Source organism: Priestia sp. FW507-14D1A (assembly GCF_058781295.1).
This window is the reverse complement of sequence record NZ_JBYSWQ010000001.1, coordinates 905,764-931,477: the sequence shown is the minus strand read 5'-3', so window position 1 is coordinate 931,477 and position 25,714 is coordinate 905,764. Positions and strand designations below refer to the sequence as shown.

At 40.6% G+C, this 25,714-nt stretch carries 25 protein-coding genes; 24 read left to right on the top strand and 1 reads right to left on the bottom strand.

The annotated features are described in order from the left end of the window. Positions 1-77: 77 nt before the first annotated feature. From coaBC to spoVM, 12 genes are all read left to right on the top strand, one after another. Entirely contained in the window at positions 78-1,295 is a 1,218-nt protein-coding gene (coaBC, locus tag AC3WJG_RS05230) for a bifunctional phosphopantothenoylcysteine decarboxylase/phosphopantothenate--cysteine ligase CoaBC (RefSeq protein ID WP_028410783.1), read from the top strand. Beyond that, positions 1,292-3,706: a primosomal protein N' gene (priA, locus tag AC3WJG_RS05225; RefSeq protein WP_337133934.1), complete on the top strand. Its 2,415-nt coding sequence runs from the start codon at positions 1,292-1,294 to the stop codon at positions 3,704-3,706. Before coaBC ends, priA begins: the two co-directional genes overlap by 4 nt. A 70-nt stretch (positions 3,707-3,776) precedes the next feature. After that, on the top strand, positions 3,777-4,250 hold the full coding sequence (def, locus tag AC3WJG_RS05220) for a peptide deformylase (RefSeq protein WP_013084828.1): 474 nt from the start codon (positions 3,777-3,779) through the stop codon (positions 4,248-4,250). Positions 4,251-4,260: 10 nt separating this feature from the next. Continuing rightward, positions 4,261-5,199, top strand: a complete 939-nt coding sequence (gene fmt / locus AC3WJG_RS05215; protein WP_050689665.1) for a methionyl-tRNA formyltransferase — start codon at positions 4,261-4,263, stop codon at positions 5,197-5,199. After that, positions 5,192-6,532 (top strand): 16S rRNA (cytosine(967)-C(5))-methyltransferase RsmB, encoded by a 1,341-nt coding sequence (gene rsmB / locus AC3WJG_RS05210; RefSeq protein ID WP_098331899.1) that lies wholly within the window; start codon positions 5,192-5,194, stop codon positions 6,530-6,532. Before fmt ends, rsmB begins: the two co-directional genes overlap by 8 nt. Before the next feature lie 2 nt (positions 6,533-6,534). Then, positions 6,535-7,626 carry a dual-specificity RNA methyltransferase RlmN gene (gene rlmN, locus AC3WJG_RS05205; RefSeq protein ID WP_028410787.1) on the top strand — a complete coding sequence of 364 codons (1,092 nt, stop codon included), beginning with the start codon at positions 6,535-6,537 and terminating at the stop codon, positions 7,624-7,626. Positions 7,627-7,630: 4 nt separating this feature from the next. Further along, positions 7,631-8,374 carry a Stp1/IreP family PP2C-type Ser/Thr phosphatase gene (locus AC3WJG_RS05200; protein ID WP_028410788.1) on the top strand — a complete coding sequence of 248 codons (744 nt, stop codon included), beginning with the start codon at positions 7,631-7,633 and terminating at the stop codon, positions 8,372-8,374. A gap of 5 nt (positions 8,375-8,379) precedes the next feature. Further along, positions 8,380-10,425: a Stk1 family PASTA domain-containing Ser/Thr kinase gene (gene pknB, locus AC3WJG_RS05195; RefSeq protein WP_028410789.1), complete on the top strand. Its 2,046-nt coding sequence runs from the start codon at positions 8,380-8,382 to the stop codon at positions 10,423-10,425. A gap of 13 nt (positions 10,426-10,438) precedes the next feature. Next, the gene (rsgA, locus tag AC3WJG_RS05190; protein ID WP_028410790.1) at positions 10,439-11,320 is read left to right on the top strand and encodes a ribosome small subunit-dependent GTPase A; all 882 of its coding nucleotides are present in this window, start codon (positions 10,439-10,441) and stop codon (positions 11,318-11,320) included. Between the two features lie 2 nt (positions 11,321-11,322). Further along, on the top strand, positions 11,323-11,979 hold the full coding sequence (gene rpe, locus AC3WJG_RS05185) for a ribulose-phosphate 3-epimerase (protein WP_013084822.1): 657 nt from the start codon (positions 11,323-11,325) through the stop codon (positions 11,977-11,979). Between the two features lie 116 nt (positions 11,980-12,095). After that, positions 12,096-12,743: a thiamine diphosphokinase gene (locus tag AC3WJG_RS05180; RefSeq protein ID WP_028410791.1), complete on the top strand. Its 648-nt coding sequence runs from the start codon at positions 12,096-12,098 to the stop codon at positions 12,741-12,743. 79 nt (positions 12,744-12,822) lie between these two features. Then, positions 12,823-12,903 carry a stage V sporulation protein SpoVM gene (gene spoVM, locus AC3WJG_RS05175; RefSeq protein WP_016765421.1) on the top strand — a complete coding sequence of 27 codons (81 nt, stop codon included), beginning with the start codon at positions 12,823-12,825 and terminating at the stop codon, positions 12,901-12,903. A gap of 57 nt (positions 12,904-12,960) precedes the next feature. On the opposite strand, the gene rpmB is transcribed toward spoVM, so the two are convergent. After that, positions 12,961-13,149 carry a 50S ribosomal protein L28 gene (gene rpmB / locus AC3WJG_RS05170; RefSeq protein WP_013058914.1) on the bottom strand — a complete coding sequence of 63 codons (189 nt, stop codon included), beginning with the start codon at positions 13,147-13,149 and terminating at the stop codon, positions 12,961-12,963. Positions 13,150-13,463: 314 nt separating this feature from the next. Here rpmB and AC3WJG_RS05165 point away from each other — a divergent pair, with 314 nt between their 5' ends. The 12 genes from AC3WJG_RS05165 to rnc all read left to right on the top strand — a co-directional run bounded on the left by AC3WJG_RS05165 (position 13,464) and on the right by rnc (position 25,640). Further along, a complete protein-coding gene (locus tag AC3WJG_RS05165; protein ID WP_013058913.1) occupies positions 13,464-13,826 on the top strand; it encodes an Asp23/Gls24 family envelope stress response protein in 363 nt (120 codons plus the stop codon). Positions 13,827-13,842: 16 nt separating this feature from the next. Beyond that, complete coding sequence (locus AC3WJG_RS05160; protein ID WP_492588026.1) at positions 13,843-15,510, top strand: DAK2 domain-containing protein; 1,668 nt, start codon at positions 13,843-13,845, stop codon at positions 15,508-15,510. Positions 15,511-15,706: 196 nt separating this feature from the next. After that, positions 15,707-16,735: a PTS sugar transporter subunit IIC gene (locus AC3WJG_RS05155; protein WP_028410793.1), complete on the top strand. Its 1,029-nt coding sequence runs from the start codon at positions 15,707-15,709 to the stop codon at positions 16,733-16,735. A gap of 212 nt (positions 16,736-16,947) precedes the next feature. Then, complete coding sequence (sdaAB, locus tag AC3WJG_RS05150) at positions 16,948-17,610, top strand: L-serine ammonia-lyase, iron-sulfur-dependent subunit beta (protein WP_013058911.1); 663 nt, start codon at positions 16,948-16,950, stop codon at positions 17,608-17,610. Between the two features lie 98 nt (positions 17,611-17,708). Next, positions 17,709-18,596, top strand: coding sequence for an L-serine ammonia-lyase, iron-sulfur-dependent, subunit alpha (sdaAA, locus tag AC3WJG_RS05145; protein WP_013084817.1), 888 nt, complete (start codon positions 17,709-17,711; stop codon positions 18,594-18,596). Beyond that, on the top strand, positions 18,589-20,637 hold the full coding sequence (recG, locus tag AC3WJG_RS05140; protein ID WP_492588024.1) for an ATP-dependent DNA helicase RecG: 2,049 nt from the start codon (positions 18,589-18,591) through the stop codon (positions 20,635-20,637). The genes sdaAA and recG overlap by 8 nt, the downstream gene beginning before the upstream one ends. 424 nt (positions 20,638-21,061) lie before the next feature. Next, on the top strand, positions 21,062-21,625 hold the full coding sequence (fapR, locus tag AC3WJG_RS05135; RefSeq protein ID WP_013058909.1) for a transcription factor FapR: 564 nt from the start codon (positions 21,062-21,064) through the stop codon (positions 21,623-21,625). 20 nt (positions 21,626-21,645) lie between these two features. Next, positions 21,646-22,650, top strand: a complete 1,005-nt coding sequence (gene plsX / locus AC3WJG_RS05130; protein ID WP_028410795.1) for a phosphate acyltransferase PlsX — start codon at positions 21,646-21,648, stop codon at positions 22,648-22,650. A gap of 3 nt (positions 22,651-22,653) precedes the next feature. After that, complete coding sequence (fabD, locus tag AC3WJG_RS05125) at positions 22,654-23,598, top strand: ACP S-malonyltransferase (protein ID WP_337133937.1); 945 nt, start codon at positions 22,654-22,656, stop codon at positions 23,596-23,598. 1 nt (position 23,599) lies between these two features. Next, positions 23,600-24,340 carry a 3-oxoacyl-[acyl-carrier-protein] reductase gene (gene fabG, locus AC3WJG_RS05120; RefSeq protein ID WP_013058906.1) on the top strand — a complete coding sequence of 247 codons (741 nt, stop codon included), beginning with the start codon at positions 23,600-23,602 and terminating at the stop codon, positions 24,338-24,340. Between the two features lie 138 nt (positions 24,341-24,478). Next, on the top strand, positions 24,479-24,712 hold the full coding sequence (gene acpP / locus AC3WJG_RS05115) for an acyl carrier protein (RefSeq protein WP_013058905.1): 234 nt from the start codon (positions 24,479-24,481) through the stop codon (positions 24,710-24,712). Between the two features lie 181 nt (positions 24,713-24,893). After that, positions 24,894-25,640, top strand: a complete 747-nt coding sequence (gene rnc, locus AC3WJG_RS05110; protein ID WP_028410797.1) for a ribonuclease III — start codon at positions 24,894-24,896, stop codon at positions 25,638-25,640. Positions 25,641-25,714: the final 74 nt, after the last annotated feature.

The following is a 25,714-nucleotide window of genomic DNA, read 5'->3' as shown; positions in this document are numbered from 1 at the left end:
TAAATTGAAAAGCTTTAGATAGTTACCCGAGTAAACAAGCGGATGCTGGTTGAGCGGGATAAATAGATGGGGGCATAATGATGAAGGGAAAACGAATTTTATTATGTGTTAGCGGCGGGATCGCCGTATATAAAGCCGCAGCTTTAACAAGTAAATTAGTACAAGCGGGAGCGGAAGTTAAAGTAATGATGACTGCTTCGGCATGCGAGTTCGTAACGCCGCTTACGTTTCAAGCTCTGTCTCGAAACCCAGTTTATACAGATACGTTTGATGAAAAAGATCCATCTGTGATTGCACATATTGATTTAGCAGATTGGCCTGATTTAATTTTAGTAGCTCCTGCTACGGCAAATATGATAGGGAAAATAGCAAATGGTCTTGCAGATGATATGATTTCCACAACGCTGCTCGCTGCTACTGCACCTGTGTGGATTGCACCTGCAATGAATGTTCATATGTACGATCATCCAGCTGTTAAAAAAAATATGAGCACTCTTTCATCATTTGGTTACTCTTTTGTAGAGCCTGGAGAAGGGTATTTGGCATGCGGTTATGTAGGAAAAGGCCGTCTTGAAGAGCCAGAAACAATTGTTTCACTAATCGGATCTTATTTCTCACAAGCATCAGATACACAAAAGATCCTTGAAGGTGTGAATGTATTGGTTACAGCAGGACCTACGGTAGAACGCATTGATCCCGTCCGATTTTTCACCAATCGTTCTACCGGGAAAATGGGCTATGCTCTTGCAGAACAAGCTGCTAAGTTAGGTGCATCGGTAACACTTGTAACGGGACCGACGAATTTAGAGTATCCAAAAGGAGTGCAGGTTGTTCAAATTGAAAGTGCGCAGCAGATGCTTGAAGCTGTTATGCAGCGCTATCATGAAGCAGATGTTGTTATCAAATCAGCCGCAGTGGCAGATTACCGACCAAAGCATGTGTTTGATCAAAAGATGAAAAAGCAGCCTGGTGCAGCAGTATTAGAGCTAGAGAGAACAACAGATATTTTACGCACGCTTGGAGAGCAAAAAGAACACCAGCTTTTAGTCGGCTTTGCAGCAGAAACAGAACAAGTGGATGAATATGCACAAAAGAAACTTTTATCTAAAAACTTGGATATGATTGTAGCCAATAACGTAACGACAGAGGGAGCAGGTTTTGGGACGGACACAAATATTGTAACGCTCTATAAGCGAAGCGGAGAGTCTAGGAAACTTCCCATTCTTTCAAAACACGATGTAGCTACCGAGGTGTTAAAAGAAGTGAAGGAAATGTTAGAAGGGCTGAAAAAATGAGTGTAGCTAGTGTAATTGTGGACGTGGCTGCTAAGCAAACAGATCGAGCTTTTGACTACGCTGTTCCTGACAAATGGAAAGGAATTATTGTTCCAGGTATGCGAGTTGTCGTTCCGTTTGGTCCTAGAAAAGTTCAAGGGTTTGTGGTGGCTCTTAAAGAAGAGGCCGAGGTTAAGCGTGTTAAACCAATTGCTGACCTGCTTGATTTAACGCCGGTTCTGACTCCCGAACTGTTAGAGATTGGGCACTGGCTAACCGAAAAAACGCTTTGTTTTATGATATCGGCTTTTCAAGTCATGCTGCCTGCGGCGATGAAAGCAAAATATGATAAAGAACTGTCACTCCTTTCAAAAGAGGCATACGAACAGCTTCATGAGAAAGTAAAGCCGTTTTTTCAGTCAAGATCCTCACTGAAGTGGAGTGAAGTAGAAAAGACAGCCGCTGCTCCTGCTTTTCACCGTGATATTCAAAAAGGTCTAATCGAAGTTGTCTACGTTGTGAAAAACAAAGGAAACAAAAAAACGGCAAAAGGCGTAAAACTGAATCAAAGTCTTGAAGAAATTCAGCAGTTTATGAGCGAGTTAAATAAGCAGGCAGAAAAGCAAAAACAAGTGCTGTCTTTTATGCTCGAGCGAAATGAAGAAGTAGCTATAAAAGAAATAGCGGAAGATTTGCAGATTACCTCCGCTCCTATAAAAGCGCTGATTAACAAAGGACTCTTAGCGGAAACGGAAATTGAAATATACCGTGATCCTTATCAAGATCGATACTTTACACCATCAAAGCCATTTCAATTGACGGATGAACAAGCTGAGGCAATTGCACCGATTCTGCGGGACATCGAAGAAAATCTTCACGATGTGTTTTTAATGTACGGAGTAACCGGAAGTGGAAAAACAGAAGTGTATCTCCAATCAATTGATCAAGTGCTGAAAAAAGGAAAAGAAGCGATTATGCTTGTTCCGGAGATTTCACTTACCCCTCAGATGGTCAAGCGGTTTAAAGAGCGGTTCGGCTCAAAAGTTGCTGTGCTTCATAGCGGCTTGTCTACTGGTGAGAAATACGATGAATGGCGAAAAATTCAGCGAAAAGAAGTATCCGTTGTAGTAGGGGCCCGCTCTGCTGTATTTGCTCCATTTGAAAATTTGGGCCTTCTTATTATCGATGAAGAACATGAGACGAGTTATAAACAAGAAGAAAACCCCCGTTATCATGCCAGAGATGTAGCTATTTACCGAGGGCAGCATCATCAGTGTCCTGTCATTTTAGGAAGTGCAACACCAACGCTTGAGTCCTTTGCAAGAGCGCAAAAAGGTGTGTATAAGCTGCTGACGTTAAAGCAAAGAATGAATAAGTCATCAATGCCGTCGGTGGATATCGTTGATATGAGAGAAGAGCTTCGCAGCGGCAATCGCTCTATGTTTTCAACTCTGCTGTTTGAAAAGATGAAAGACCGTTTGAAAAAAGGGGAGCAAATCGTTTTATTTTTAAATAAAAGAGGTCATTCTTCTTTTGTCATGTGCAGGGACTGCGGTTACGTTCCGACATGTGAGCACTGTGAAATTTCACTAACGTATCACCGCTATCAAAATAAATTAAAATGCCATTACTGCGGACACGAAGAACATGTGCACACTGAGTGCCCAGAATGCCACAGCGAACATATCCGCTTTTTCGGATCTGGTACACAAAAAGTGGAAGAAGAATTAACAAAAGTGCTGCCTGAGGCTAGAGTCGTTCGAATGGATGTTGATACGACAAGCAGAAAAGGCGCGCATGAAAAGCTCCTGAACAAGTTTGCAAGTGGAGAAGCGCAAATTTTACTAGGGACGCAGATGATTGCGAAAGGGCTGGACTTTCCAAACGTCACGCTTGTAGGCGTTTTAACAGCAGATACGATGCTGAATTTACCTGACTTTCGTGCATCTGAAAAAACGTTTCAGCTTTTAACGCAAGTAAGCGGAAGAGCAGGACGCCACAAACTTCCAGGAGAAGTAGTGATTCAGACGTACACGCCTGAACACTACAGTATTCAACTTGCGAGTCAGCATGATTACGATGCGTTTTATATGCAGGAGATGGAAATTCGTAAAATGCATAAATATCCGCCTTTCTTTTACTTGGCGCTTGTAACGGTATCTCATGAAAATATTGCAAAAGTGGTGTCTGTTACGGACAAAATTTCGCAGTATCTGCGTCAGAAACTTTCGCCGCAAACAACGATCTTGGGGCCAGTCGCATCTCCGATTGCTAAGATAAAAGATAGATATCGCTATCAATGCATGTTAAAATACAAGCTGGAACCAAGCCTGATTCCGCTGTTGAAATATATATTAGAACGTTATCAAGCGGAAATGCAGAAGGAGAATTTAACGATCACTATTGATTTGAATCCATACTCGATGATGTAACCAGTCGTCTTGATGGCGTTAAATAAGAAGGTTTTTGGATATAAATAGAAAGAATAAAGGAGGTGCCTATTTGGCTAAGCTTAAGCTTGTTTACCATCCTAATGAAGTACTTGAACAAGAGTGTGAAGTCGTTAAAAACTTTGATAATAAATTAGCGAAATTACTAAACGGCATGTATGATTTAATGCTTGAAGCAGACGGTGTGGGTTTAGCTGCTCCTCAAGTAGGAGTTCTGCAGCAAGTGGCAGTGGTAGACGTGGATGACCGACACGGTAAAATTGAGTTAATTAATCCGGTAATTATTGAGCAACGAGGCGAACAAATCGGTCCAGAAGGCTGCCTAAGTTTTCCGGGCCTTTTTGGTGACGTGGCTCGAGCTGATTATGTGAAAGTACGTGCGCAAAATCGTAAAGGAAAACCTTATTTTATAGAAGCAAAAGGTTTTTTAGCACGAGCAATTCAACATGAAATTGATCATTTACACGGTGTATTGTTCACGGAAAAAGTAACAAAGTATTACGAAGAGGATGAACTAGAAGGGTAGGTTTTACACGATGAAAGTCGTATTTATGGGAACGCCGGATTTTTCAGTGCCGGTTTTACAAACATTACTTAAAGATGGATATGAAGTGGTCGCAGTGGTTACACAGCCGGACCGACCAAAAGGGCGCAAGCGCGTATTAACACCTCCTCCAGTAAAAGTTGAGGCGTTAAAGCATGAAATACCTGTACTGCAGCCAGAAAAGATTCGTTTAGAAGAAGAATATCAGAAAGTATTAGCGTATGAGCCTGACCTAATTGTAACAGCGGCTTTTGGTCAAATTTTACCAACCCCTATTTTAGAAGCGCCTAAATACGGCTGTATTAACGTGCATGCTTCTCTGTTACCTGAACTGCGCGGAGGCGCGCCGATTCATTATTCAATTCTACAAGGTAAGCCGAAAACTGGTGTTACAATTATGTATATGGTAGAAAAATTAGATGCAGGTGATATCTTAACACAGGTAGAAGTTCCGATTGAAGAACGTGATCACGTTGGCACGCTTCATGATAAACTCAGCGCTGCTGGTGCAAAACTGCTTTCAGAAACCATTCCTTCTCTTGTAAAAGGTGAAATTACGCCGGTTAAACAAAACGATGACGAAGCGACATTTGCTTCTAACATTAAGAGGGAACAAGAGAAAATTGATTGGGCCCGTACAGGAGAAGAAATTTATAACCATATCCGCGGACTTCACCCTTGGCCCGTTGCTTATACAACAGCAGACGGTCAGGTCATGAAAATTTGGTGGGGAGAGAAAGTATCTGCATCAGGAAAACCGGGTACCGTTTTATCACTTGAAGAGGATGGATTTATAGTAGCAACTGGAAATGAAACAGCTATTAAAGTGACGGAACTTCAGCCGGCTGGAAAAAAACGTATGGATGCAGCGCAGTATTTACGAGGTACATCCGTTGAAGTCGGAACAGTATTAGGGGATGTCAATGAGTAAGTACAACGTTCGAGACATAGCTTTAGATATTTTACTAGCTATTGAAAAAAATCAGGCATTCAGCAATCTATTGTTAAATAACAGTATACAAAAACGCGGTATTCAAGGAAAAGATGCAGGGCTGTTAACGGAAATTGTGTATGGAACGATTCAAAGACGTGATACGTTAGATTACGGGTTAGCGCCTTTCTTGAAAAATCCAAAAAAACTGCAGCCTTGGGTGCGAGTGCTGCTTCGTTTGTCTCTTTACCAAATGGTATATTTAGACCGAGTGCCGGACCGGGCAATCCTCCATGAAGCAGTAGAAATTGCCAAAAAACGCGGCCACAAAGGAATTGCCTCAATGGTAAACGGCGTTTTACGAAATATTCAGCGCAGCGGCACGCCTTCTTTAGAAGAAATACAAAATCCTGTGGAGCGGTTGGCAATTGAAACGAGTCATCCATTGTGGCTTGTAAAACGCTGGGTGGAACAATATGGATTGGACAAAACACGCGGAATCTGTTTAGCTAATTTAATGGCCCCTAAACAAACAATCCGAGTAAACAGTGCACGCTTTACGCAAAATGAAGTAAAAGAAGCGCTTGAAAAAGAAGGTATTGTTGTAGAACCAGGCCATTTTGTAGAAGAAGCGCTAGAAGTTCAAAAAGGAAATGCAGCTCATACACAAGCATTTCGTGAAGGAATGTTTACCGTTCAAGATGAAAGCTCTATGTTAGTGGCTCATGCGCTCGGTGCGGAGGCAGAAGAGCTAATTTTAGATAGCTGTGCTGCACCGGGAGGAAAATCAACTCATATTGCAGAGCAGCTTAAAAATAGTGGTAAAGTTATTTCCTTGGACATTCATGACCATAAAGTAAAGCTGATTGCCCAGCAGGCAGAGCGTCTGCATCTTACCAATATTGAGCCGACGGTTCAAGACAGCCGCAAAGCGGGCGAACAGTTTGATAAAGAAATGTTTGACCGTATCTTAGTAGATGCTCCGTGCTCAGGTTTTGGTGTAATGAGACGTAAACCTGATTTGAAATATACAAAAACTGAGCAAGATGTAAAGCAGCTGGCGCGTATTCAACAAGATATTTTAAATGCGGTTGCGCCTTTATTAAAAAAAGGTGGGACCCTTGTATATAGTACATGTACAATTGACCGGGATGAAAATGGGGATGTTGTAGCAGCATTTTTAGCAGATCATGCTGATTTTCAAAAAGATGAAACACTCGCTGCACGCATGCCGCAAAAGCTTAAACAAAACGTAAAACATGGTGAAATTCAATTGCTGCCAGATGCACAAAGCGATGGGTTTTATATTGCATGTTTACAGAAGAAGGTGTAAAAATGGAAGAAGTAGCTAAAAGAAAAGCAAAAGCAGAAGAAAAAGCGCAAAAACCATCTATTTATTCATTAGAAATGCACGACCTAGAAAATTGGTTAGTGGAACACGGAGATAAGAAGTTCCGTGCTAAACAAATTTTTGACTGGTTATATATTAAACGCGTAACGGACTTTGACGATATGTCAAACTTATCTAAAGGATTACGTGAACAATTAAAAGACAAGTTTGCATTAACGACATTAAAAACAGTTGTTCAGCAAACGTCTGGGGACGGCACGATGAAGTTTTTATTCGAACTCCATGACGGTTATACGATTGAAACGGTGCTTATGCGTCATGAATACGGAAATTCTGTCTGTGTAACAACTCAAGTTGGCTGTCGCATCGGCTGTACATTCTGTGCGTCTACTCTTGGAGGTTTAAAGCGTAACTTAGAAGCTGGAGAAATCGTAGCGCAAGTAGTAAAAGTACAAAAAGCGCTAGATGAACAAGGAGAACGCGTGAGCTCTGTCGTAATTATGGGTATTGGGGAGCCATTTGATAACTACGATGAAATGATGCGCTTCTTAAAAACAATTAACAGTGATGATGGATTAAATATTGGTGCACGTCATATCACAGTATCGACAAGTGGAATCATTCCGAAAATCTATAAGTTTGCTGATGAAAAAATGCAAATCAATTTTGCAATTTCACTTCACGCTCCAAACAATGACATCCGCTCACGCTTAATGCCGATTAACCGTGCGTACAAACTTCCTGATTTGATGGAAGCCATTAAATATTATACGGATAAAACGGGAAGACGTATTAGCTTTGAGTATGGTCTATTCGGAGGAGTAAACGATCAAGTAGAGCATGCCGAGGAATTAGCGGATTTGATTAAAGACGTTAAATGTCACGTGAACTTGATTCCCGTAAACTATGTGCCTGAGCGTGATTATGTTCGTACACCGCGTGAACAGATTTTTGCATTTGAACGTACGCTTAAAAAGCGTGGCGTTAACGTGACTATTCGACGTGAGCAAGGTCATGACATCGATGCAGCTTGTGGCCAATTACGTGCGAAGGAGCGTAAAGAAGAGACGAGGTGATTGTATGGCAACTGTCTTCATGACAGACCGAGGGAGAGTTAGACAACACAATGAAGATAACGGAGGGGTATTTTTGAACCAATACAATCAGCTGCTTGCAATTGTGGCTGATGGTATGGGAGGTCATCGAGCTGGCGACGTCGCCAGTGAGATGGCGGTTCAAAAATTGCAAATAGCGTGGGAAGAAGCGGACAAGGTAACGTCTCCTGATGAGGCGACGCAGTGGATTCGTACGCATGTTTCGCAAATTAATCAAGATATTTATCAGTATGCTCAGGAGCATGAAGAGTGTAAAGGGATGGGTACAACAGTTGTACTTGCTTTATGCGCCGATACGTTTTGTGCGATTGGTAATATAGGAGACAGCAGATGCTATATTTCAAATGAATATGGATTTCAACAAGTAACAGAAGATCATTCTCTTGTGAATGAACTCGTAAAAAATGGTCAAATCACCAAAGAAGATGCCGAGCATCATCCACGAAAAAATATCTTATTGCGAGCACTAGGTACCGAAGAAAATGTTAGTTTAGATGTAAAAACAATTGAAGTGGAAAAAGAAGATCGATTATTATTATGTTCAGATGGACTGACAAATAAGGTAACGGAACAAAAGCTGAACGAAACGTTATCAACAAGTTCATCACTTCACGAAAAGGGTACGAGCCTGATTCAATTAGCAAATGAGCTTGGTGGAGAAGACAATATTACACTTGCAATTGTGGACTTTACATCTGAAAGTGGGTGAGAGTGTTGCTAATAGGTAGACGGCTAAACGACCGTTATAAGGTATTGCAAGTAATTGGTGGAGGCGGAATGGCAAACGTCTATTTAGGTCGCGACATGATTTTGGATCGTGATGTGGCAATTAAAGTGCTTCGTTTAGACTTTGCAAGTGACGATGCATTTATAAAGCGTTTCCATCGAGAAGCACAATCTGCTACGAGTATTGCTCATCCTAATATTGTCAGCATTTATGATGTTGGAGAAGAAGAAGATATTTACTATATCATCATGGAATATGTACCGGGTATGACATTAAAGCAATACATTCTGCAAGAATCACCACTATCTCTTGATAAAGCCATACATATTATGACGCAGATTACATCAGCTATTGCCCATGCTCATCAGTACGGAATTATTCACCGGGATATTAAGCCTCAAAATATTTTAATTGATCATGATGATACCATTAAAGTTACTGACTTCGGCATTGCCGTAGCACTAAGTTCTACAACCATTACGCATACTAATTCTGTTTTGGGCTCTGTTCATTATTTATCTCCTGAACAGGCAAGGGGAGGGCTTGCGAATAAGCGTTCTGATATTTATTCGCTTGGCATCGTCCTATTTGAATTGCTAACGGGTCGAGTCCCTTTTTCTGGGGAATCGGCTGTGTCAATTGCATTAAAACATTTACAGACAGAAACACCTTCTCCTAAAAGATGGAATCCATCTATCCCTCAAAGCGTGGAGAATGTTGTATTAAAAGCAACAACTAAAGATCCATTTTACCGATACAGTTCCGTCGAAGAACTCGAAGCGGATTTACAGTCTGCTGTTCATCCAAATCGTTATAATGAACAAAGGTTTACGGTGCCTGATGATGAAGAAGTGACAAAAGCCATTCCAGTTATTAAGGAGGATTTTGTTGAATCCGAAGAAACGCACGTACCTGTGAGAAAACCGCCTCACTTAGAGCGCGAAGAACAAGAGGAAGAAGAGTTAAAGCCGAAGAAAAAAAAGAAGAAAAAGAAAAAAGGCAAAAGCAAGCTGATTGTAACGCTTGTTTTAATTTTTTTGCTGCTGGCAGCTGCTAGCGTAGCCGCCGTTACATTTATTCCGGCTTTATTACTGCCAAAAGACGTAAAGGTTCCTGATTTACATAATCAAGATTATGAATCAGCAGTAACCGATTTAGTTTCTTTAGGCTTTAAAGTGAAGAATCCTAAAGATATATCTGATAATGAGGTGGAAGAAGGCGACGTGGTTAAAACGATGCCAGAAGCGGGAGACGTTATCAAAGAAGGATCCAATGTCATTATTTATCGAAGTACAGGAAAGAAAAAAGAAGCATTTAACCGGTACATTGGAAGAAGCTTTACGGAAGTAAAAAGTCTGTTAGAAAAGCAGAATTATAAAGATATCCAATCCATCGAAGTTGAAAGCACAGAACCAAAAGGCAATATTACAGATCAGACGCCTAAAGAAACCGAACAAGTGGTACCGGAAGATACAACGGTTACGCTATGGGTAAGTAAGGGTCCGCCGAAGATTACATTAAAGGATTTCTCGGGCTGGACGGAAAAAAGCGTAAAAGATTATGCGTCAGATGAAGATATTGAAGTGGACGTAAAAACAGCGTATTCCGACACTGTTGAAAAAGGTCTTGTGATGTCTCAAAAGCCTGCAGCGGAGCAGAGTATCGAGCAAGGTGATAAGCTCACCATTACGGTCTCAATGGGCAAGGAGCCAAAAGCTCCTCAAACGGTGTCAGTGGATGTGACTATCCCGTATAAAGAAGAGACTGACACCGAAGCAAGCACGGAACAAGGCGACGCAACGGAAACAGGCGATGCCACCGGAACAGAAGAGGAAAAGCCAAAGCCGCAAAAAGTACAAATTTATATCGAAGATGCAGATAACGATATGTCCGTTCCTGCTAAAGAACTAACGATTACTGAAACAACAAAAGAATCGTTCGATGTTTTAGTTGATGAAAATGAAAAAGCGTCTTATAAAATTGTCCGAGACGGGGAAGTTATTGAAGAAAAAGACGTTGAATATCCAGAGTGATAGGAGTGAGGTTATGCCAGAAGGAAGAATTATTAAATCCCTTAGCGGATTTTATTATGTTCTTCATGACGGACAAGTAACGCAATGTCGAGGACGAGGTGTTTTTCGTAAAAAGAAGGTAACACCTTTAGTCGGTGACAATGTAGTATTTCAGGCGGAAAATAAGCTTGAAGGATATATACTTGAAATTAAAGAACGTAAAAATGAATTAGTTCGTCCCCCTATTTCAAATGTTGATCAGGCGCTGCTTGTTTTTTCAGCGATTGAACCTGATTTTAGCACAATGCTTCTTGACCGATTTTTAGTGTTAGTGGAGTCTAATCATATTGAACCTATTATTTGTATTTCAAAAGTAGATCTTTTATCACAGCAGCAAAAGCAAGAAATCGAGCAATATGCCGAAGAATATCGTAAAATAGGATATGAGGTCATTTTAACGTCGACAGTCACAGAAAAAGGCATGGAACAAATTCAGCCGTTATTTGAAGATCGCGTAACGGTTATTGCCGGACAGTCAGGTGTAGGTAAATCTTCACTGTTAAATACACTTAAACCAGAGCTTGAGTTAAAGACAAATGATATTTCAATGTCTCTTGGAAGAGGAAAGCATACAACACGTCATGTAGAACTGATTTCGTTTGGTGAAGGGTTAGTAGCCGATACGCCAGGCTTTAGCTCACTGGAATTTTTAACGTTAGAAGTAGAAGAGTTAGCCGATTGTTTTCCTGAAATGTCGCGTTTGAGTGAACAGTGTAAATTTCGAGGTTGTTTGCATGTGAAAGAACCAAAATGTGCGGTGAAAGAAGCATACGAACAAAAAGAAATTCCGAGTTATCGCTACGAACATTACTTGCAATTTATTGAGGAAATTAAGCAAAGAAAGCCGAGGTATTAAAAATGACAAAAATCGCACCTTCCATTTTATCTGCCAATTTTTCAAAGCTTGCTGAAGAAATTCGTGAAGTTGAAGCAGGTGGAGCAGACTACATCCATATAGACGTTATGGATGGCCATTTTGTTCCTAATATTACAATTGGGCCGCTTATCGTTGAGGCTGTACGTCCTGTCACAACACTGCCATTAGATGTGCATTTAATGATTGAAAACCCAGATCAATACGTTCCAATGTTTGCAAAGGCAGGTGCTGATATTTTAACGGTGCATGCTGAAGCGTGTACTCATTTGCACCGCACCATTCAATTAATTAAAGAGCACGGCATGAAAGCAGGCGTTGCTTTAAATCCTGCAACGCCAATTGACGTGGTGAAGCATATCTTAGAAGATATCGATCTTATTTTATTAATGACGGTGAACCCAGGCTTTGGAGGGCAAAACTTCATTCCAAATGTACTGCCGAAAATTGAGCAAATCTCTCAGCTTATTGAAATTCGTCACCTTTCTATTGAAGTAGAGGTTGATGGAGGAATTAATGAAGAAACAGCAAGAAAATGTGTGGAAGCAGGAGCAAATGTCTTAGTGGCTGGCTCAGCTATTTATAATCAAGAAGACCGAGCTGGTGCAATTAGTCAAATTCGCACAACTGTTCAAGCGTAAGTAATAAAAGCTGCTGTGTACAACGAGTAGAACTTGTACACAGCAGCTTTTTCTTTTAGGATAAAGAAAACATAGTTATTTCGTTCATTTTTTAATAGAAAAGGAGCATATACATAATGAAAATTCATATTCTAGCAGGGGGACCGGATGAACATATGCCGCCCCTGCACCAATCAAATGATGTAAAGTGGGTAGGAGTAGACCGCGGCGTATTCCTTCTTCTTCAGCAAGACATTTTGCCCGTAAAAGCATTCGGAGATTTTGATTCCATTACAAATGCGCAGCTTAAGCTAGTGAGAGAAGCATTACAAGATGTTGAACTGTATCCTGCGGAAAAAGATGCAACGGATTTGGAGCTTGCTTTTGAGTGGGCAATAGAGCAAAAACCGGACAGTATTTGTATCTTTGGAGCAACAGGTGGAAGGCTTGACCACATGTTTGGAAGCATTCAGCTCCTGTACAAAGGGTTAAAAAAGAAAGCGAATGTACAAATGATTGACAATCAAAATATCATTCAATTGTTTGAACCAGGCACTTATCATGTAGATCGGTTAAAGGAGTTTCACTATATTTCATTCGTTCCATTTTCAGGCAGTGTAAAAGAACTTACGCTAGAAGGTTTCAAATATCCGCTCAATAAGCATGAAGTAGAACTCGGCTCAACTTTATGTATTAGCAATGAACTTATTCAACAAAGAGGTACTTTTTCATTTACAAAAGGCATATTAATGATGGTAAGAAGCAATGATAAACGTTGCTTGTGATGAAGTATGGAAAATGAGAGCAGGACATAGGGCTTTCTTTAAAAGGAGATAAAGTGTGGAGACGGTTAGGAGGGACAGTATGAAATTCTATACAATCAAACTTCCAAAGTTTTTAGGTGGGATCGTAAAGGTCATGCTTAATTCGTTCAAAAAAGATTAACAACGCCAGAATAATAAAAGAAGCACCATAAAATATGGTGCTTTTTCATTATAAAGATTAAACGCGTTGAACTTTACCAGACTTAAGGGCTCTAGCTGAAACGTACACACGTTTTGGTTTACCGTTCACTAAGATACGTACTTTTTGAACGTTAGCACCCCATTTACGCTTAGTAGCGTTCATTGCGTGAGAACGTGCGTTACCTGAACGAGCTTTTCTACCAGTTACTACACATTTGCGTGCCATGATTTTCCCTCCTAACACCAAAAAAACTACTCAATTCTGTTTTGAGAAATACTATATTAATTTATCACAGCCTTACAGAGAATGCAATAGTTCTGGAGAAAAGCTTTCAAGAAATTTTCCTTGACATATAAAATGAATCTATGTTCAATAATATAGAGAGTAGAAATAGGTATAACTTGGGCTATTACTTATTTTAAGACAAGTTGATACCTAATACTGTCATCTTTAAAAGGGACAAGCTGGACGCCTCTTTTAAAACGAGATTGATTATAGTAGAATATTTATAACCTATGAAAGTAGAAAGGGGAACGAGTATGTCCATCGAAATGAAAACGAAGTATGGTCAAATTGATATCTCTACAGATGTAATTGCAACAATTGCTGGAGGAGCAGCTGTTGATTGTTACGGGATTGTCGGAATGGCTTCAAAAAATCAGCTTAAAGATGGTCTTACAGAAATTCTTCGCAAAGAAAACTTTACACGAGGTATTGTGGTAAGACAAGAAGAGGATGACGTACATATCGATATGTACATTATCGTAAGCTATGGAACAAAAATTTCTGAAATTGCTCATAATGTGCAAACAAAAGTAAAATACACACTGGAACAAACGGTTGGTTTAACGGTTGATTCAGTAAATATTTATGTGCAGGGTGTTCGTGTAACGAACGTTTAATTAAGGAGGAAGATTCGTGTCAATGACAACGTTGGACGGAAAGCGGTTTAGAGAAATGGTGCTTCAAGGAGCCCAGCATCTATCTAACAATGCAGATTATGTAGATGCGCTGAACGTTTTTCCCGTACCAGATGGCGATACTGGAACAAATATGAACTTATCGATTACGTCTGGTGCTAAAGAAGTAAAAAATAAACTATCTGATCACATCGGCCAAGTGAGTCAAGCTTTGTCTAAAGGCTTATTGATGGGCGCGCGCGGTAATTCAGGAGTTATTTTATCTCAATTATTCCGCGGTTTTGCGAAATCGGTTGAGCAAAAGTCAGCGATTACAACAGTAGAGTTTGCTGAAGCCCTTGAGCTTGGTGTAGAAACTGCTTACAAAGCTGTTATGAAACCAATCGAAGGAACCATTTTAACAGTAGCTAAGGATACTGCTAAAAAAGCAGCGGCTGTTGCTAAAAAGCAATCTGATATGATTCTGTTCATGGAAGAAGTACTTAAGGAAGCTAATGCTTCATTAAATCGCACGCCAGATCTTTTACCCGTGTTAAAAGAAGTAGGCGTAGTGGATAGCGGAGGTCAAGGGCTTGTTTTAATTTATGAAGGCTTTTTAGCTGAATTAAAAGGTGAAAAACTTCCCGGTGTACCCATGTCAGCTCCTTCAATGAATGAACTCGTAAATGCTGAGCATCATAAGCATGCGCAAAGCCATATGAATACAGAAGATATTGAATTTGGCTATTGTACAGAATTTATGGTAAGGCTGGAAGAGGATAAGCCTGCAGCTAAAACATTTTCTGAAGAAACGTTTCGTCAAGACTTAAGTAAATGGGGCGACTCATTGCTTGTAGTATCCGATGATGAAATCGTGAAAGTTCATATTCACGCCGAGCATCCTGGAGAAGTGTTAAACTACGGGCAGCAGTACGGAAGTTTAATTAAAATGAAGATTGAAAACATGAGAGAACAGCATAGCAGCATTGTTTCAGGTGAAGAAAAGCCTGCAGTAAAAAATGCTGAAAAACAGCTCTTTGGCATTGTTACTGTGTCAATGGGAAAAGGAATTGCTGAATTGTTCAAGAGCCTTGGGGCAACGGTTGTCATTGAAGGCGGACAAACAATGAATCCAAGTACGGAGGATATTGTCAAAGCGATTGAAGAAACAAATGCTGAACAGGTACTGATTTTACCTAATAACGGAAATATTGTGATGGCTGCTAACCAAGCGGCTGCTGTTGCCGGCAGTCACGTTTCGGTTGTCCCGTCTAAAACGGTTCCTCAAGGAATGACAGCGCTGCTATCATTTAATCCTCAGCAAAGCTTAAAAGAAAACGAGGAAGTAATGACAGAAGCTCTGCAGCACGTGAAAACAGGACAAGTAACGTATGCAGTTCGCGATACAAATATTGATGGTCTTGAATTAGCTAAAGGCGATTTTATGGGTATTGCCGAAAAGAAAATCGTTGTAAAAGATTCAGAGAAATTAGAAGCAGCGAAAAAGCTGTTGACTTATATGATTGATGACGAAGCGGAAATCCTTACGATTCTTCAAGGACAGGATGTCTCAGACGATGAAGCTGAAGCGCTAACATCGTTTGTAGAAGAAACGTTTGAAGAAGTTGAGGTAGAGCTTCATAAAGGAGATCAACCTTTATATTCTTACATTTTTGCAATTGAATAACCAAAAAAGAAGCATCCCTTTCGAGGGGCGCTTCTTTTTTTGTGTTTTTTAAGTTAAATACGAACTATTTTATTTTTAATTGTTGTAATTGTTCGGTATATTAGGTATATTAGTTGAAAAGAACACGTTTATATGGTAGTTTTGAAAACTGATTAAGTCAAATGTGAAAGAAAACAGCATGAGAGGAGAGACAACAGTGGATATTTTAAAAGGAACAGGTTTATTATTATTAGTTTTATTTTTATTTTGGTTGTTTAGCAACAAGGCACCTTATGGCATGAAAGCAATGGGGGCTCTCGCAAGCGGAGCGGTAGCTGCGTTTCTCGTAGAGGCCTTTCAGTCATATGTAGGAGGAGATTTACTAGGTATTTCATTCCTGGGTGAAGTTGGAAAGGCTGCAGGAGGAATGGGAGGAGTTGCGGCGGCAGCACTAGTTGCTTTGGCGTTAGGCGTATCTCCTGTATATGCTCTTATGATGGGAGTGGTGTGTTCAGGGCTAGGCTTGCTCCCTGGATTTTTTGCGGGATACCTCATGGCATTTGTAGTGAAATTTATTGAGAAAAAGGCACCTGCTGGTCTAGACTTATTAGGCAACATCTTAATTGCGGCACCTTTAACAAGATTAATTGGTAATGCATTCTCACCTATTGTAGATGCGACTCTTTTAAATATTGGAGGAATTATCAAAGATACAACAAGTGCTAGCCCTATTTTGATGGGAATTATTTTAGGGGGAGTTATTACAGTAGTAGCAACGGCTCCGCTTAGCTCAATGGCTTTAACGGCTATGCTAGGGTTAACGGGATTGCCTATGGCGATTGGAGCTCTTGCTGTGTTTGGTTCTTCTTTTATGAACTATGTGCTGTTTGATCGATTAAAAATTGGGGATCGTCGTACAACCATTTCAGTTGCAGTTGAACCTTTAACGCAAGCGAATATTATTTCAGCAAATCCAATTCCTATTTACATTACAAACTTTGTTGGAGGTGCAATGGCCGGTGTGGTTGTGGCTCTGTTCGGATTGGTAAATGATGCTGCAGGCACGGCAACGCCAATCGCAGGACTTGCAGTGATGTTTGGGTTTAATGACCCTATGAAGGTCACAATTTGTGCAGTGCTTTGCGCACTAGCGGGAGCATTAGCTGGATTTATAGGTTCGGTTGTTTTTAAAAACTTTAAAATTAAAACAGTAGACGATGTAGCTTCCGAGCAAGAAGCAGCTTAAGTAATTCATCTTTTCCTGCATAATATAGTAAAAAAAGCGGTGTGCTTATCTTATTTTCATAGATAAATACACTGCTTTTTTTGTGCATGAATCCCTAATAAAAATGAGAATTTTTAAATTTTTTAAGAGCGTGAAACAAAGCTTCCAAAAAGTCAAAAGCTCAAGTAACATATAAGTAATAACAATGTCTAAATAGCAGGGGGAAAATCCTTATGAAATATAAATCTGTCTTTGATATTATTGGTCCGGTAATGATTGGACCATCTAGCTCACATACAGCTGGTGCAGCGCGTATTGGACGCGTTGCCCGAACGCTTTTTGGCAAGCAGCCCACAAAAGTTGTGGTTTCACTGTACGGTTCTTTTGCTCAAACGTATAAAGGGCACGGAACAGACGTAGCGCTGATTGGCGGTATTTTAGATTTTGATACGTTCGACCAGCGTATTCCGCAATCTTTGGACTTAGCTAAAAAGGAAGGGATGGACGTCACGTTTGTTGAGGAAGCAGCAATCACAGATCATCCGAATACTGCTCGCATTAAAATGAGCGACGGATTAAAGGAAATTGAAGTTGTTGGAATTTCAATTGGCGGAGGGAAAATTCAAATTACGGAGCTGAACGGATTTGAATTAAATTTATCAGGCATGAATCCAGCTATTCTCGTTGTGCATAATGACCGATTTGGTGCCATTGCGACCGTTACGAATATTTTGATGAAACACTCAATTAATATCGGACATATGGAAGTATCTCGCAAAGAGCGCGGAGAAGTAGCGCTCATGGCAATTGAAATGGATACGAATATTGAAGATGATGTAATTGAAGAGTTAAAAACATTGCCTCACATTATTCAAGTAACAAGAATGGTGGAGTAGGATAGAGCCAATAGGAGCGGTTTGAGAGAATAACTGGAGCCGAGTGGTTATAGATGATTCTGAAGTGAAAATAAGACAGAATAATAGCGGAGGTTACTATGTTTCGAAACGTAGCAGAACTAGTAGAATTAGCAGAAAGTCAAAATGTAAAAATTGCAGAGATTATGATTCAACAGGAAATAGATATCACGGGAGTTACTCGTGAAGAAATCATGGAAAAAATGGACCGGAACTTAACGGTTATGGAAGAAGCGGTTGAACGCGGTTTAAAAGGGGTACAGTCTGTTACAGGTTTAACAGGCGGAGATGCAGTGCTGCTTCAAAACTATATTCAAAGTGGAAAATCTTTATCTGGAAATTTAATTTTAGATGCAGTCAGCAAAGCTGTAGCGACAAACGAAGTAAATGCGGCAATGGGGACAATCTGTGCAACCCCTACTGCTGGATCTGCGGGGGTAGTGCCAGGAACGCTGTTTGCAGTGCAACATAAGCTAAACCCAACTCGTAAAGAAATGATTGAATTTTTATTTACATCAGGTGCTTTTGGGTTTGTTGTAGCCAATAATGCGTCTATTTCAGGAGCAGCAGGCGGATGTCAAGCAGAAGTTGGTTCAGCTTCAGGTATGGCAGCTGCAGCGATTGTTGAAATGGCAGGAGGTACACCTAGTCAGGCAGCTGAAGCAATGGCAATTACTCTCAAAAATATGCTAGGATTAGTATGTGACCCAGTAGCGGGGCTAGTAGAAGTTCCATGTGTGAAACGAAACGCAATGGGAGCGGCGAATGCAATGATTGCAGCAGATATGGCCTTAGCAGGCATTACAAGTCGTATTCCATGTGATGAAGTCATTGATGCTATGTATAAAATTGGTCAAACAATGCCGGTTGCATTACGAGAAACTGCACAAGGAGGCTTAGCGGCAACACCAACAGGTCGCGAGCTTGAAGCGAAGATCTTTGGTATTGCATTAAATAAAAGTGAATGAACTAACAACTATTTCAATTAAAACCATTAAAGGTATTGGAGAGGAAACAGCACAAGCATTAGAGGATATGCATATTCACAGTGTGCATGACTTGTTAGAACATTTCCCATACTGCTATGAAGATTATGAGTTAAAAGATTTGGCTGAAGCAAAGCACGACGAAAAGGTCACCGTAGAAGGAAAGGTTCACAGCGTCCCCTCGCTTACGTATTACGGAAAAAAACGTTCGCGCCTGACGTTTCGGCTGCTAGTAAACCGCTATTTGATTACGGTTACTTGTTTTAATCGCCCTTACTATAAATCAAAGTTAGAAATCGATCAAACTGTTACGGTTACGGGGAAATGGGATCAGCATCGGCAAACGATTAACTTGCAGGAGCTTCAATTTTCTCCGTTTGTTAAAAATCAAACGATTGAGCCTGTTTACTCGGTTAAAGGCAGCTTAACGGTCAAAGGAATGCGGAAATTCGTCTCTCTTGCGTTGAAGAATTATGGCAGCAGCATTCAGGATATGCTCCCGGCTTCTATTCGTTCTAGATACAAACTAGTAACGCGTGAAGAAGCGGTTAGAAGTATTCACTTACCTCGTGATCATGAAGATTTAAAACAAGCAAGACGTCGATTTGTCTATGAAGAATTTCTACTTTTTCAATTAAAAATGCAGGCGCTTAGAAAGCGCGAAAGAGAAGAAACGCCTGGAATGAAGCAAGCGTTTGATTCAACTGAGCTGGTAAACTTCACGAACTTGCTGCCGTTTCCGTTAACAAACGCTCAAAAACGTGTAGTAAACGAAATTACGCACGATATGAAATCGCCTTATCGCATGAATCGCTTGCTGCAAGGTGATGTAGGGTCAGGTAAAACAGTCGTAGCAGCGGTTGCTTTATACGCCACTGTTTTAGCAGGGCATCAAGGTGCTTTAATGGTACCGACTGAAATTTTAGCTGAACAGCATGCTGAGTCATTGACTACGATGCTTAAAAAGGTAGGAATCAGCGTAGGCTTGCTAACAGGGTCTGTTAAAGGAAAAGCAAGAAGAGAGCTGCTTCAGCGAGTGAAAGACGGAGATGTTCATGTATTAGTAGGTACACATGCCTTAATTCAAGACGAAGTTATATATAATAGCTTAGGGCTCGTCATTACGGATGAACAGCACCGCTTTGGAGTTGGGCAGCGCCGGGTTTTACGTGAAAAAGGAGAGAGTCCGGATGTACTGTTTATGACGGCGACTCCTATTCCAAGAACTCTTGCTATTACGGTGTTTGGAGAAATGGATGTGTCCATTATTGATGAAATGCCAGCAGGACGTAAGGTAATTGAAACATACTGGGTAAAACATGATATGCTTGAACGTATTTTACATTTCGTTGAAAAAGAAATACATGACGGCAGACAAGCTTACGTTATTTGTCCGTTGATTGAAGAATCGGACAAGCTGGATGTTCAAAATGCAATTGATGTACATGCAACACTCACTCACTATTTTAATGGAAAAGCAAGCGTTGGTCTCATGCACGGAAGATTGTCACCTGATGAAAAAGAAGAAGTGATGAAACAGTTTAGCGTAAATGACGTGCAGATTTTAGTATCAACAACGGTTGTAGAAGTAGGAGTGAACGTTCCGAATGCAACCGTGATGGTCATTTATGATGCAGAGCGCTTTGGGTTATCTCAGCTTCATCAGCTAAGAGGACGCGTAGGACGAGGAGATGCACAGTCGTATTGCATTCTGCTCGCGGATCCGAAATCAGAAGTTGGAAAAGAACGAATGACCATTATGACGGAAACAAACGATGGATTTGTATTATCAGAAAGAGACTTAGAGCTTCGTGGACCTGGTGATTTCTTTGGCAGAAAACAAAGCGGGATGCCTGAGTTTAAAGTAGCCGATATGGTGCACGATTACCGTGCGCTTGAAGTAGCTCGAGAAGATGCTGCTAAGCTTGTAAATTCCGACAGCTTTTGGACAGAAGATCAGTTTGCACTGCTGAGAATACAACTAGAAGCAACGGGCGTATTGACTGGAGAAAAATTTGATTAGTAAAAGAGACTGAAACAAAGTAGTTTAGTTGAAGGAAAATCCGAACGATCAATCGTTCGGATTTTTTTCATTGTGGTGATGAACTTAGATTTCATGTATGTGATGGGTATGTAGGTGCTTCTAACTGTTAAGTAAAGGGCATGGCACTCCTGCGGGGAAAGCGAAGTCTTGCACGGAAATCAGCAGCGGTGTAACAAGCAATCTATACGAGCTCCTTTATCCCATTTGTTCATCTTTAGATTGAAGTGACAATCTCTTTTCGTCTATAAAGATAAAAAGCGGCTTAGAGTGAAAGAGTTAGTGGCTGGTGGCCATTACTACGACGTCAATGCACAGAATACAGCATGTGAAAAATGTTGCAATTAGAAGGCAATGATTATATACTGCTATTAGTACCTAGTATTAAAAGTTCGGATGGTGGACAATGAAGCGCAGTAAAAAAGAAAGACAGCAGCTATTAAAAACGACAATTGAAGAAAACCCATTTATTACGGATGAAGAACTAGCAGACCGTTTTTCAGTGAGCGTTCAAACAATTCGATTAGACCGCCTAGAGTTGTCGATTCCTGAACTGCGAGAACGTATTAAGCATGTAGCTTCAAAACAACTAGACGAGGAAGTGCGTTCGCTTCCGATTGAAGAAGTAATTGGAGAAGTTATCGACATTGAACTAGATCAATCAGCGATATCTATTTTTGATGTGAAAACAGAGCATGTGTTTCAGCGTAATCAAATTGCTCGTGGTCACCACCTTTTTGCGCAAGCTAATTCGTTAGCTGTCGCTGTTATTAACAATGAACTAGCGCTCACAGCAGATGCGTCGATCCGTTATCATCGCCCTGTTAAGCTTCATGAACGAGTGATAGCAAAAGCGAAAGTTCTGTCAACTAGTGAAGTGCGAACCACCGTTGAGGTAAACAGCTATGTAGGGCAAGAGCAAGTATTCTCTGGCACTTTTAAAATGTATCGTTCTACAAAGGATAAATAATAAAAAGGATGAGACGCAACATGAAACTAGCTATTGATGCAATGGGCGGAGATCATGCACCGAAAGCCATTATTGAAGGTGTAGAAAAAGCTACTGCTCAATTTAAAGAATTACATATTACGTTAATTGGAAACGAATCAGAAATAAAAAAGTATTTAACAAATTCAGATCGTATTTCAATTATTCATACAGAAGAAACCATTGATGCAACTGATGAGCCAGTGCGAGCTGTGCGCCGTAAAAAACAAGCATCTATGGTATTAATGGCAAATGAAGTGGCCGAAGGTCGTGCGGATGCCTGTATTTCAGCAGGAAACACAGGTGCGCTAATGACAGCGGGGCTTTTTATTGTAGGTCGTATCAAAGGCATTGAACGTCCAGCACTTGCTCCGACGCTTCCGACACTAGATGGAAAAGGCTTTTTAATGCTAGACGTTGGTGCAAACGTTGATGCCAAGCCTGAACATTTGCTCCAGTACGCTGTGATGGGGTCTGTGTATGCCGAAAAAGTACGCGGCATTCAAGCTCCTAGAGTGGGGCTGCTGAACATTGGAACTGAGGATAAAAAAGGAAATGATTTAACAAAGCAAGCCTTTCAGCTGCTAAAAAATGCTGATCTCAATTTTGTAGGCAACGTGGAATCCCGTGATTTGCTAAACGGCGTAGCGGATGTGGTTGTAACAGATGGTTTTACAGGGAATATGACTCTTAAGAGCATTGAAGGAACGGCGCTTTCCTTGTTTTCTATGATTAAACAAGAATTAATGAGCACGTTAAAAAGCAAGTTAGCCGCAGCGGTGCTAAAGCCTCAGCTGCAGGGGTTAAAAGCGAAAATGGATTACAGTGAATATGGAGGCGCAGGGCTGTTTGGATTGCATGCGCCTGTTATCAAAGCGCACGGTTCGTCGGATGCGAATGCAGTATTTAGCGCGATTAAGCAAGCTGTCAATATGGTGGAAAACAATGTGTCTTCCACTATTCAAAAAGCAATCGAACAAACTGCTAATGAAGAAAAGGAGAGATAAGAAATGGGGAAAATTGCTTTTATCTTTCCAGGCCAAGGGTCACAAACTGTTGGTATGGGAAAAGATTTATATGATGGAACCGAGGAAGCGAAAAAGCTGATTCATACAGCTGACGAAGCTTTAGGGTTCAGTCTTTCAAACATTATTTTTGAAGGGCCTCAAGAAGAATTGACGTTAACTTATCACGCTCAACCTGCTCTTTTAACAACGAGTACAATGCTGCTTGAAGCATTTAAAACGAGCGGAATTACACCCGATTTTGTTGCGGGTCACAGTCTAGGAGAATACAGTGCGCTTGTGGCTGCTGAGGTTTTATCGTTTGAAGATGCCGTTGTTGCTGTTCACAAAAGAGGTCGCTATATGGACGAAGCTGTACCAGCAGGTCAAGGTACAATGGCAGCAGTGCTTGGCATGTCAGCAGAAGATCTAGAAGCTGTTACCGCTCAAATTACAAGCGAAGGCGACGCTGTTCAGCTTGCAAATATTAACTGTCCGGGTCAAATTGTTATTTCAGGTACGGTAAATGGCGTAGAAAAAGCTGGAACTCTTGCCAAAGAAAAAGGCGCAAAACGCGTGATTCCTCTAGTGGTAAGCGGTCCGTTCCACTCTAGTTTAATGAAGCCAGCTGCTGAAAAACTACGTGATACGCTAGAAACAGTGGGCTTTAGCGATGCGAAAGTTCCAGTCGTAGCAAACGTAACAGCAAAGCCGGTTACTGACAGTCAAGATATTCAAAACAAGCTAGTGGAACAGCTGTATTCTCCGGTGAGATGGGAAGAAACAGTTGAGACACTTCTTGCAGAAGGTGTAGATACATTTGTTGAAATTGGACCAGGAAAAGTATTATCAGGTCTTGTGAAAAAAGTAAATCGCCGTGCGGCTGTTTATGCTGTTAATGATCTTACATCATTAAAATCAACGATTGAAGCACTAAAAGGGGGAGAATAACATGTTACAAGGGAAAGTTGCGGTTGTAACAGGCGCTTCTCGCGGAATTGGTCGTGCCGTTGCAATTGAGCTCGGAAAGCTTGGTGCTAAAGTAGTTGTAAACTATTCTGGCAGTGAAGCGAAAGCTCTTGAAGTAGTGGATGAAATTAAAGGATTAGGAACGGATGCAATTGCTGTACAAGCGAATGTGGCGGAAAGTGATTCTGTACAAGCAATGATAAAAGAAGCGATTTCTACATTTGGTTCAGTAGATATTTTAGTGAACAACGCAGGCATCACACGTGATAATCTTCTTATGCGTATGAAAGAAGACGAATGGGATGATGTTATTAATACAAACTTAAAAGGCGTATTTTTGTGTACAAAAGCGGTTACTCGTCAAATGATGAAGCAACGCGCAGGACGCATCATTAATATTTCATCAATTGTCGGCGTCAGCGGTAATGCTGGACAAGCAAATTATGTAGCAGCAAAATCAGGAGTGATTGGTTTAACAAAAACAACTGCCAAAGAATTAGCAAGCCGCAATATTACAGTGAATGCAGTTGCTCCTGGTTTCATTGCAACAGACATGACGGATAAATTGAATGAAGAAGTGCAGGCGGAAATGTTAAAGCAAATTCCTCTTGCAAGCTTCGGCCAGCCTGAGGATGTTGCGAACGCAGTTGCGTTTTTAGCATCAGATGCAAGCCGCTATATTACGGGTCAAACGATTCACGTTGACGGCGGAATGGTGATGTAAAAAAGGCACTTTACGAAAAGTGTAATTTGGTGATAAAGTACAAAGGGACGTTTACTAGGCGACCGATAAACTTTATTATTCAACCATAGTATTTTAGATGGAAATCATCTATAATGACTTGAGGGGAGGTGAAGAACAATGGCAGAGGTACTAGAACGCGTAACAACAATCATTGTTGATCGTCTTGGTGTAGACAAAAGTGAAGTGAAACTAGAATCTAGTTTCAAAGAAGACTTAGGTGCTGACTCTCTAGACGTAGTTGAATTTGTAATGGAGCTTGAAGAGGAATTCGATATCGAAATTTCTGACGAAGAAGCTGAAAAAATTTCAACTGTAGGAGATGCAGTTAATTACATACAGAGCCAAATTTAATCTGTAGTATATGTATGAAAAGCCCCGTTAAACAGCGGGGCTTTCTCTTCTTTTTAAGAATTTCAAAAAAAGACCTCTTTTTTTTGAAAAGGTAGTGTATCTTTTAGGATACCTCGTTTTATAATGAGAGATGTTAGGAAAAAACTACGAAACAATTGAAGCAGGTAAGCGGAGGTATTTTATGCCTAAACAATATTCAAATCGAGATCGAAAGATAAACGTGAAATTCAAGCAAAATTTTGCAGAGTTTCAAAAGGAAATTGGTATTCAGTTTACAAATGAAGCGCTTCTTTTTCAAGCATTTACACATTCATCCTATGTGAATGAGCATCGCAGAAGACCGTATGAAGACAACGAGCGTCTTGAGTTTTTAGGAGATGCCGTATTAGAGCTAACCGTATCGCAATTTCTATTTAAAAAATATCCAACGATGAGTGAAGGTGAGTTAACGAAGCTTCGTGCAGCAGTTGTGTGCGAACCGTCGCTTGTTACTTTTGCAAATGAAATGGATTTTGGTAAACTAGTGTTACTTGGAAAAGGTGAAGAGATGACAGGCGGCCGATCTAGACCGGCTTTACTGGCCGATGTGTTTGAAGCATTTATCGGAGCTCTTTATTTAGACCAAGGGCTTGATACGGTAGTAACGATTCTAAAAAAAGTTGTCTTTCCAAAAATTAATGAAGGTGCTTTTTCTCATGTGATGGATTTCAAAAGCCAGCTTCAAGAAGTGATTCAACGTGATGGAGTTGGACACTTAGAATACAAAGTTTTGCAAGAAAAAGGTCCAGCGCATAATCGCGAATTCTTATCTCGCGTATCGTTAAATGGTGAAGAGCTCGGCGTTGGTGTAGGGCGTTCGAAAAAAGAAGCAGAGCAAAAAGCAGCTCAAGTAGCTATTACGAAAATTAGAGCAAGTCAAACGAAATAAAATGATCCCCCTCTTAACGTATTCGTTATAAAGGGGGATTTGCTATGAAAAAATTACATGTGTGAGGGGGGATC

Coding starts and splice junctions, on each gene's coding strand:
- coaBC (WP_028410783.1), top strand. CDS start 78: ATGATGAAGGGAAAACGAATTTTATTATGTGTTAGCGGCGGGATCGCC.
- priA (WP_337133934.1), top strand. CDS start 1,292: ATGAGTGTAGCTAGTGTAATTGTGGACGTGGCTGCTAAGCAAACAGAT.
- fmt (WP_050689665.1), top strand. CDS start 4,261: ATGAAAGTCGTATTTATGGGAACGCCGGATTTTTCAGTGCCGGTTTTA.
- rsmB (WP_098331899.1), top strand. CDS start 5,192: ATGAGTAAGTACAACGTTCGAGACATAGCTTTAGATATTTTACTAGCT.
- rlmN (WP_028410787.1), top strand. CDS start 6,535: ATGGAAGAAGTAGCTAAAAGAAAAGCAAAAGCAGAAGAAAAAGCGCAA.
- AC3WJG_RS05200 (WP_028410788.1), top strand. CDS start 7,631: ATGGCAACTGTCTTCATGACAGACCGAGGGAGAGTTAGACAACACAAT.
- rsgA (WP_028410790.1), top strand. CDS start 10,439: ATGCCAGAAGGAAGAATTATTAAATCCCTTAGCGGATTTTATTATGTT.
- rpe (WP_013084822.1), top strand. CDS start 11,323: ATGACAAAAATCGCACCTTCCATTTTATCTGCCAATTTTTCAAAGCTT.
- AC3WJG_RS05180 (WP_028410791.1), top strand. CDS start 12,096: ATGAAAATTCATATTCTAGCAGGGGGACCGGATGAACATATGCCGCCC.
- spoVM (WP_016765421.1), top strand. CDS start 12,823: ATGAAATTCTATACAATCAAACTTCCAAAGTTTTTAGGTGGGATCGTA.
- rpmB (WP_013058914.1), bottom strand. CDS start 13,149: ATGGCACGCAAATGTGTAGTAACTGGTAGAAAAGCTCGTTCAGGTAAC.
- AC3WJG_RS05165 (WP_013058913.1), top strand. CDS start 13,464: ATGTCCATCGAAATGAAAACGAAGTATGGTCAAATTGATATCTCTACA.
- sdaAB (WP_013058911.1), top strand. CDS start 16,948: ATGAAATATAAATCTGTCTTTGATATTATTGGTCCGGTAATGATTGGA.
- sdaAA (WP_013084817.1), top strand. CDS start 17,709: ATGTTTCGAAACGTAGCAGAACTAGTAGAATTAGCAGAAAGTCAAAAT.
- fapR (WP_013058909.1), top strand. CDS start 21,062: ATGAAGCGCAGTAAAAAAGAAAGACAGCAGCTATTAAAAACGACAATT.
- plsX (WP_028410795.1), top strand. CDS start 21,646: ATGAAACTAGCTATTGATGCAATGGGCGGAGATCATGCACCGAAAGCC.
- fabD (WP_337133937.1), top strand. CDS start 22,654: ATGGGGAAAATTGCTTTTATCTTTCCAGGCCAAGGGTCACAAACTGTT.
- fabG (WP_013058906.1), top strand. CDS start 23,600: ATGTTACAAGGGAAAGTTGCGGTTGTAACAGGCGCTTCTCGCGGAATT.
- acpP (WP_013058905.1), top strand. CDS start 24,479: ATGGCAGAGGTACTAGAACGCGTAACAACAATCATTGTTGATCGTCTT.
- rnc (WP_028410797.1), top strand. CDS start 24,894: ATGCCTAAACAATATTCAAATCGAGATCGAAAGATAAACGTGAAATTC.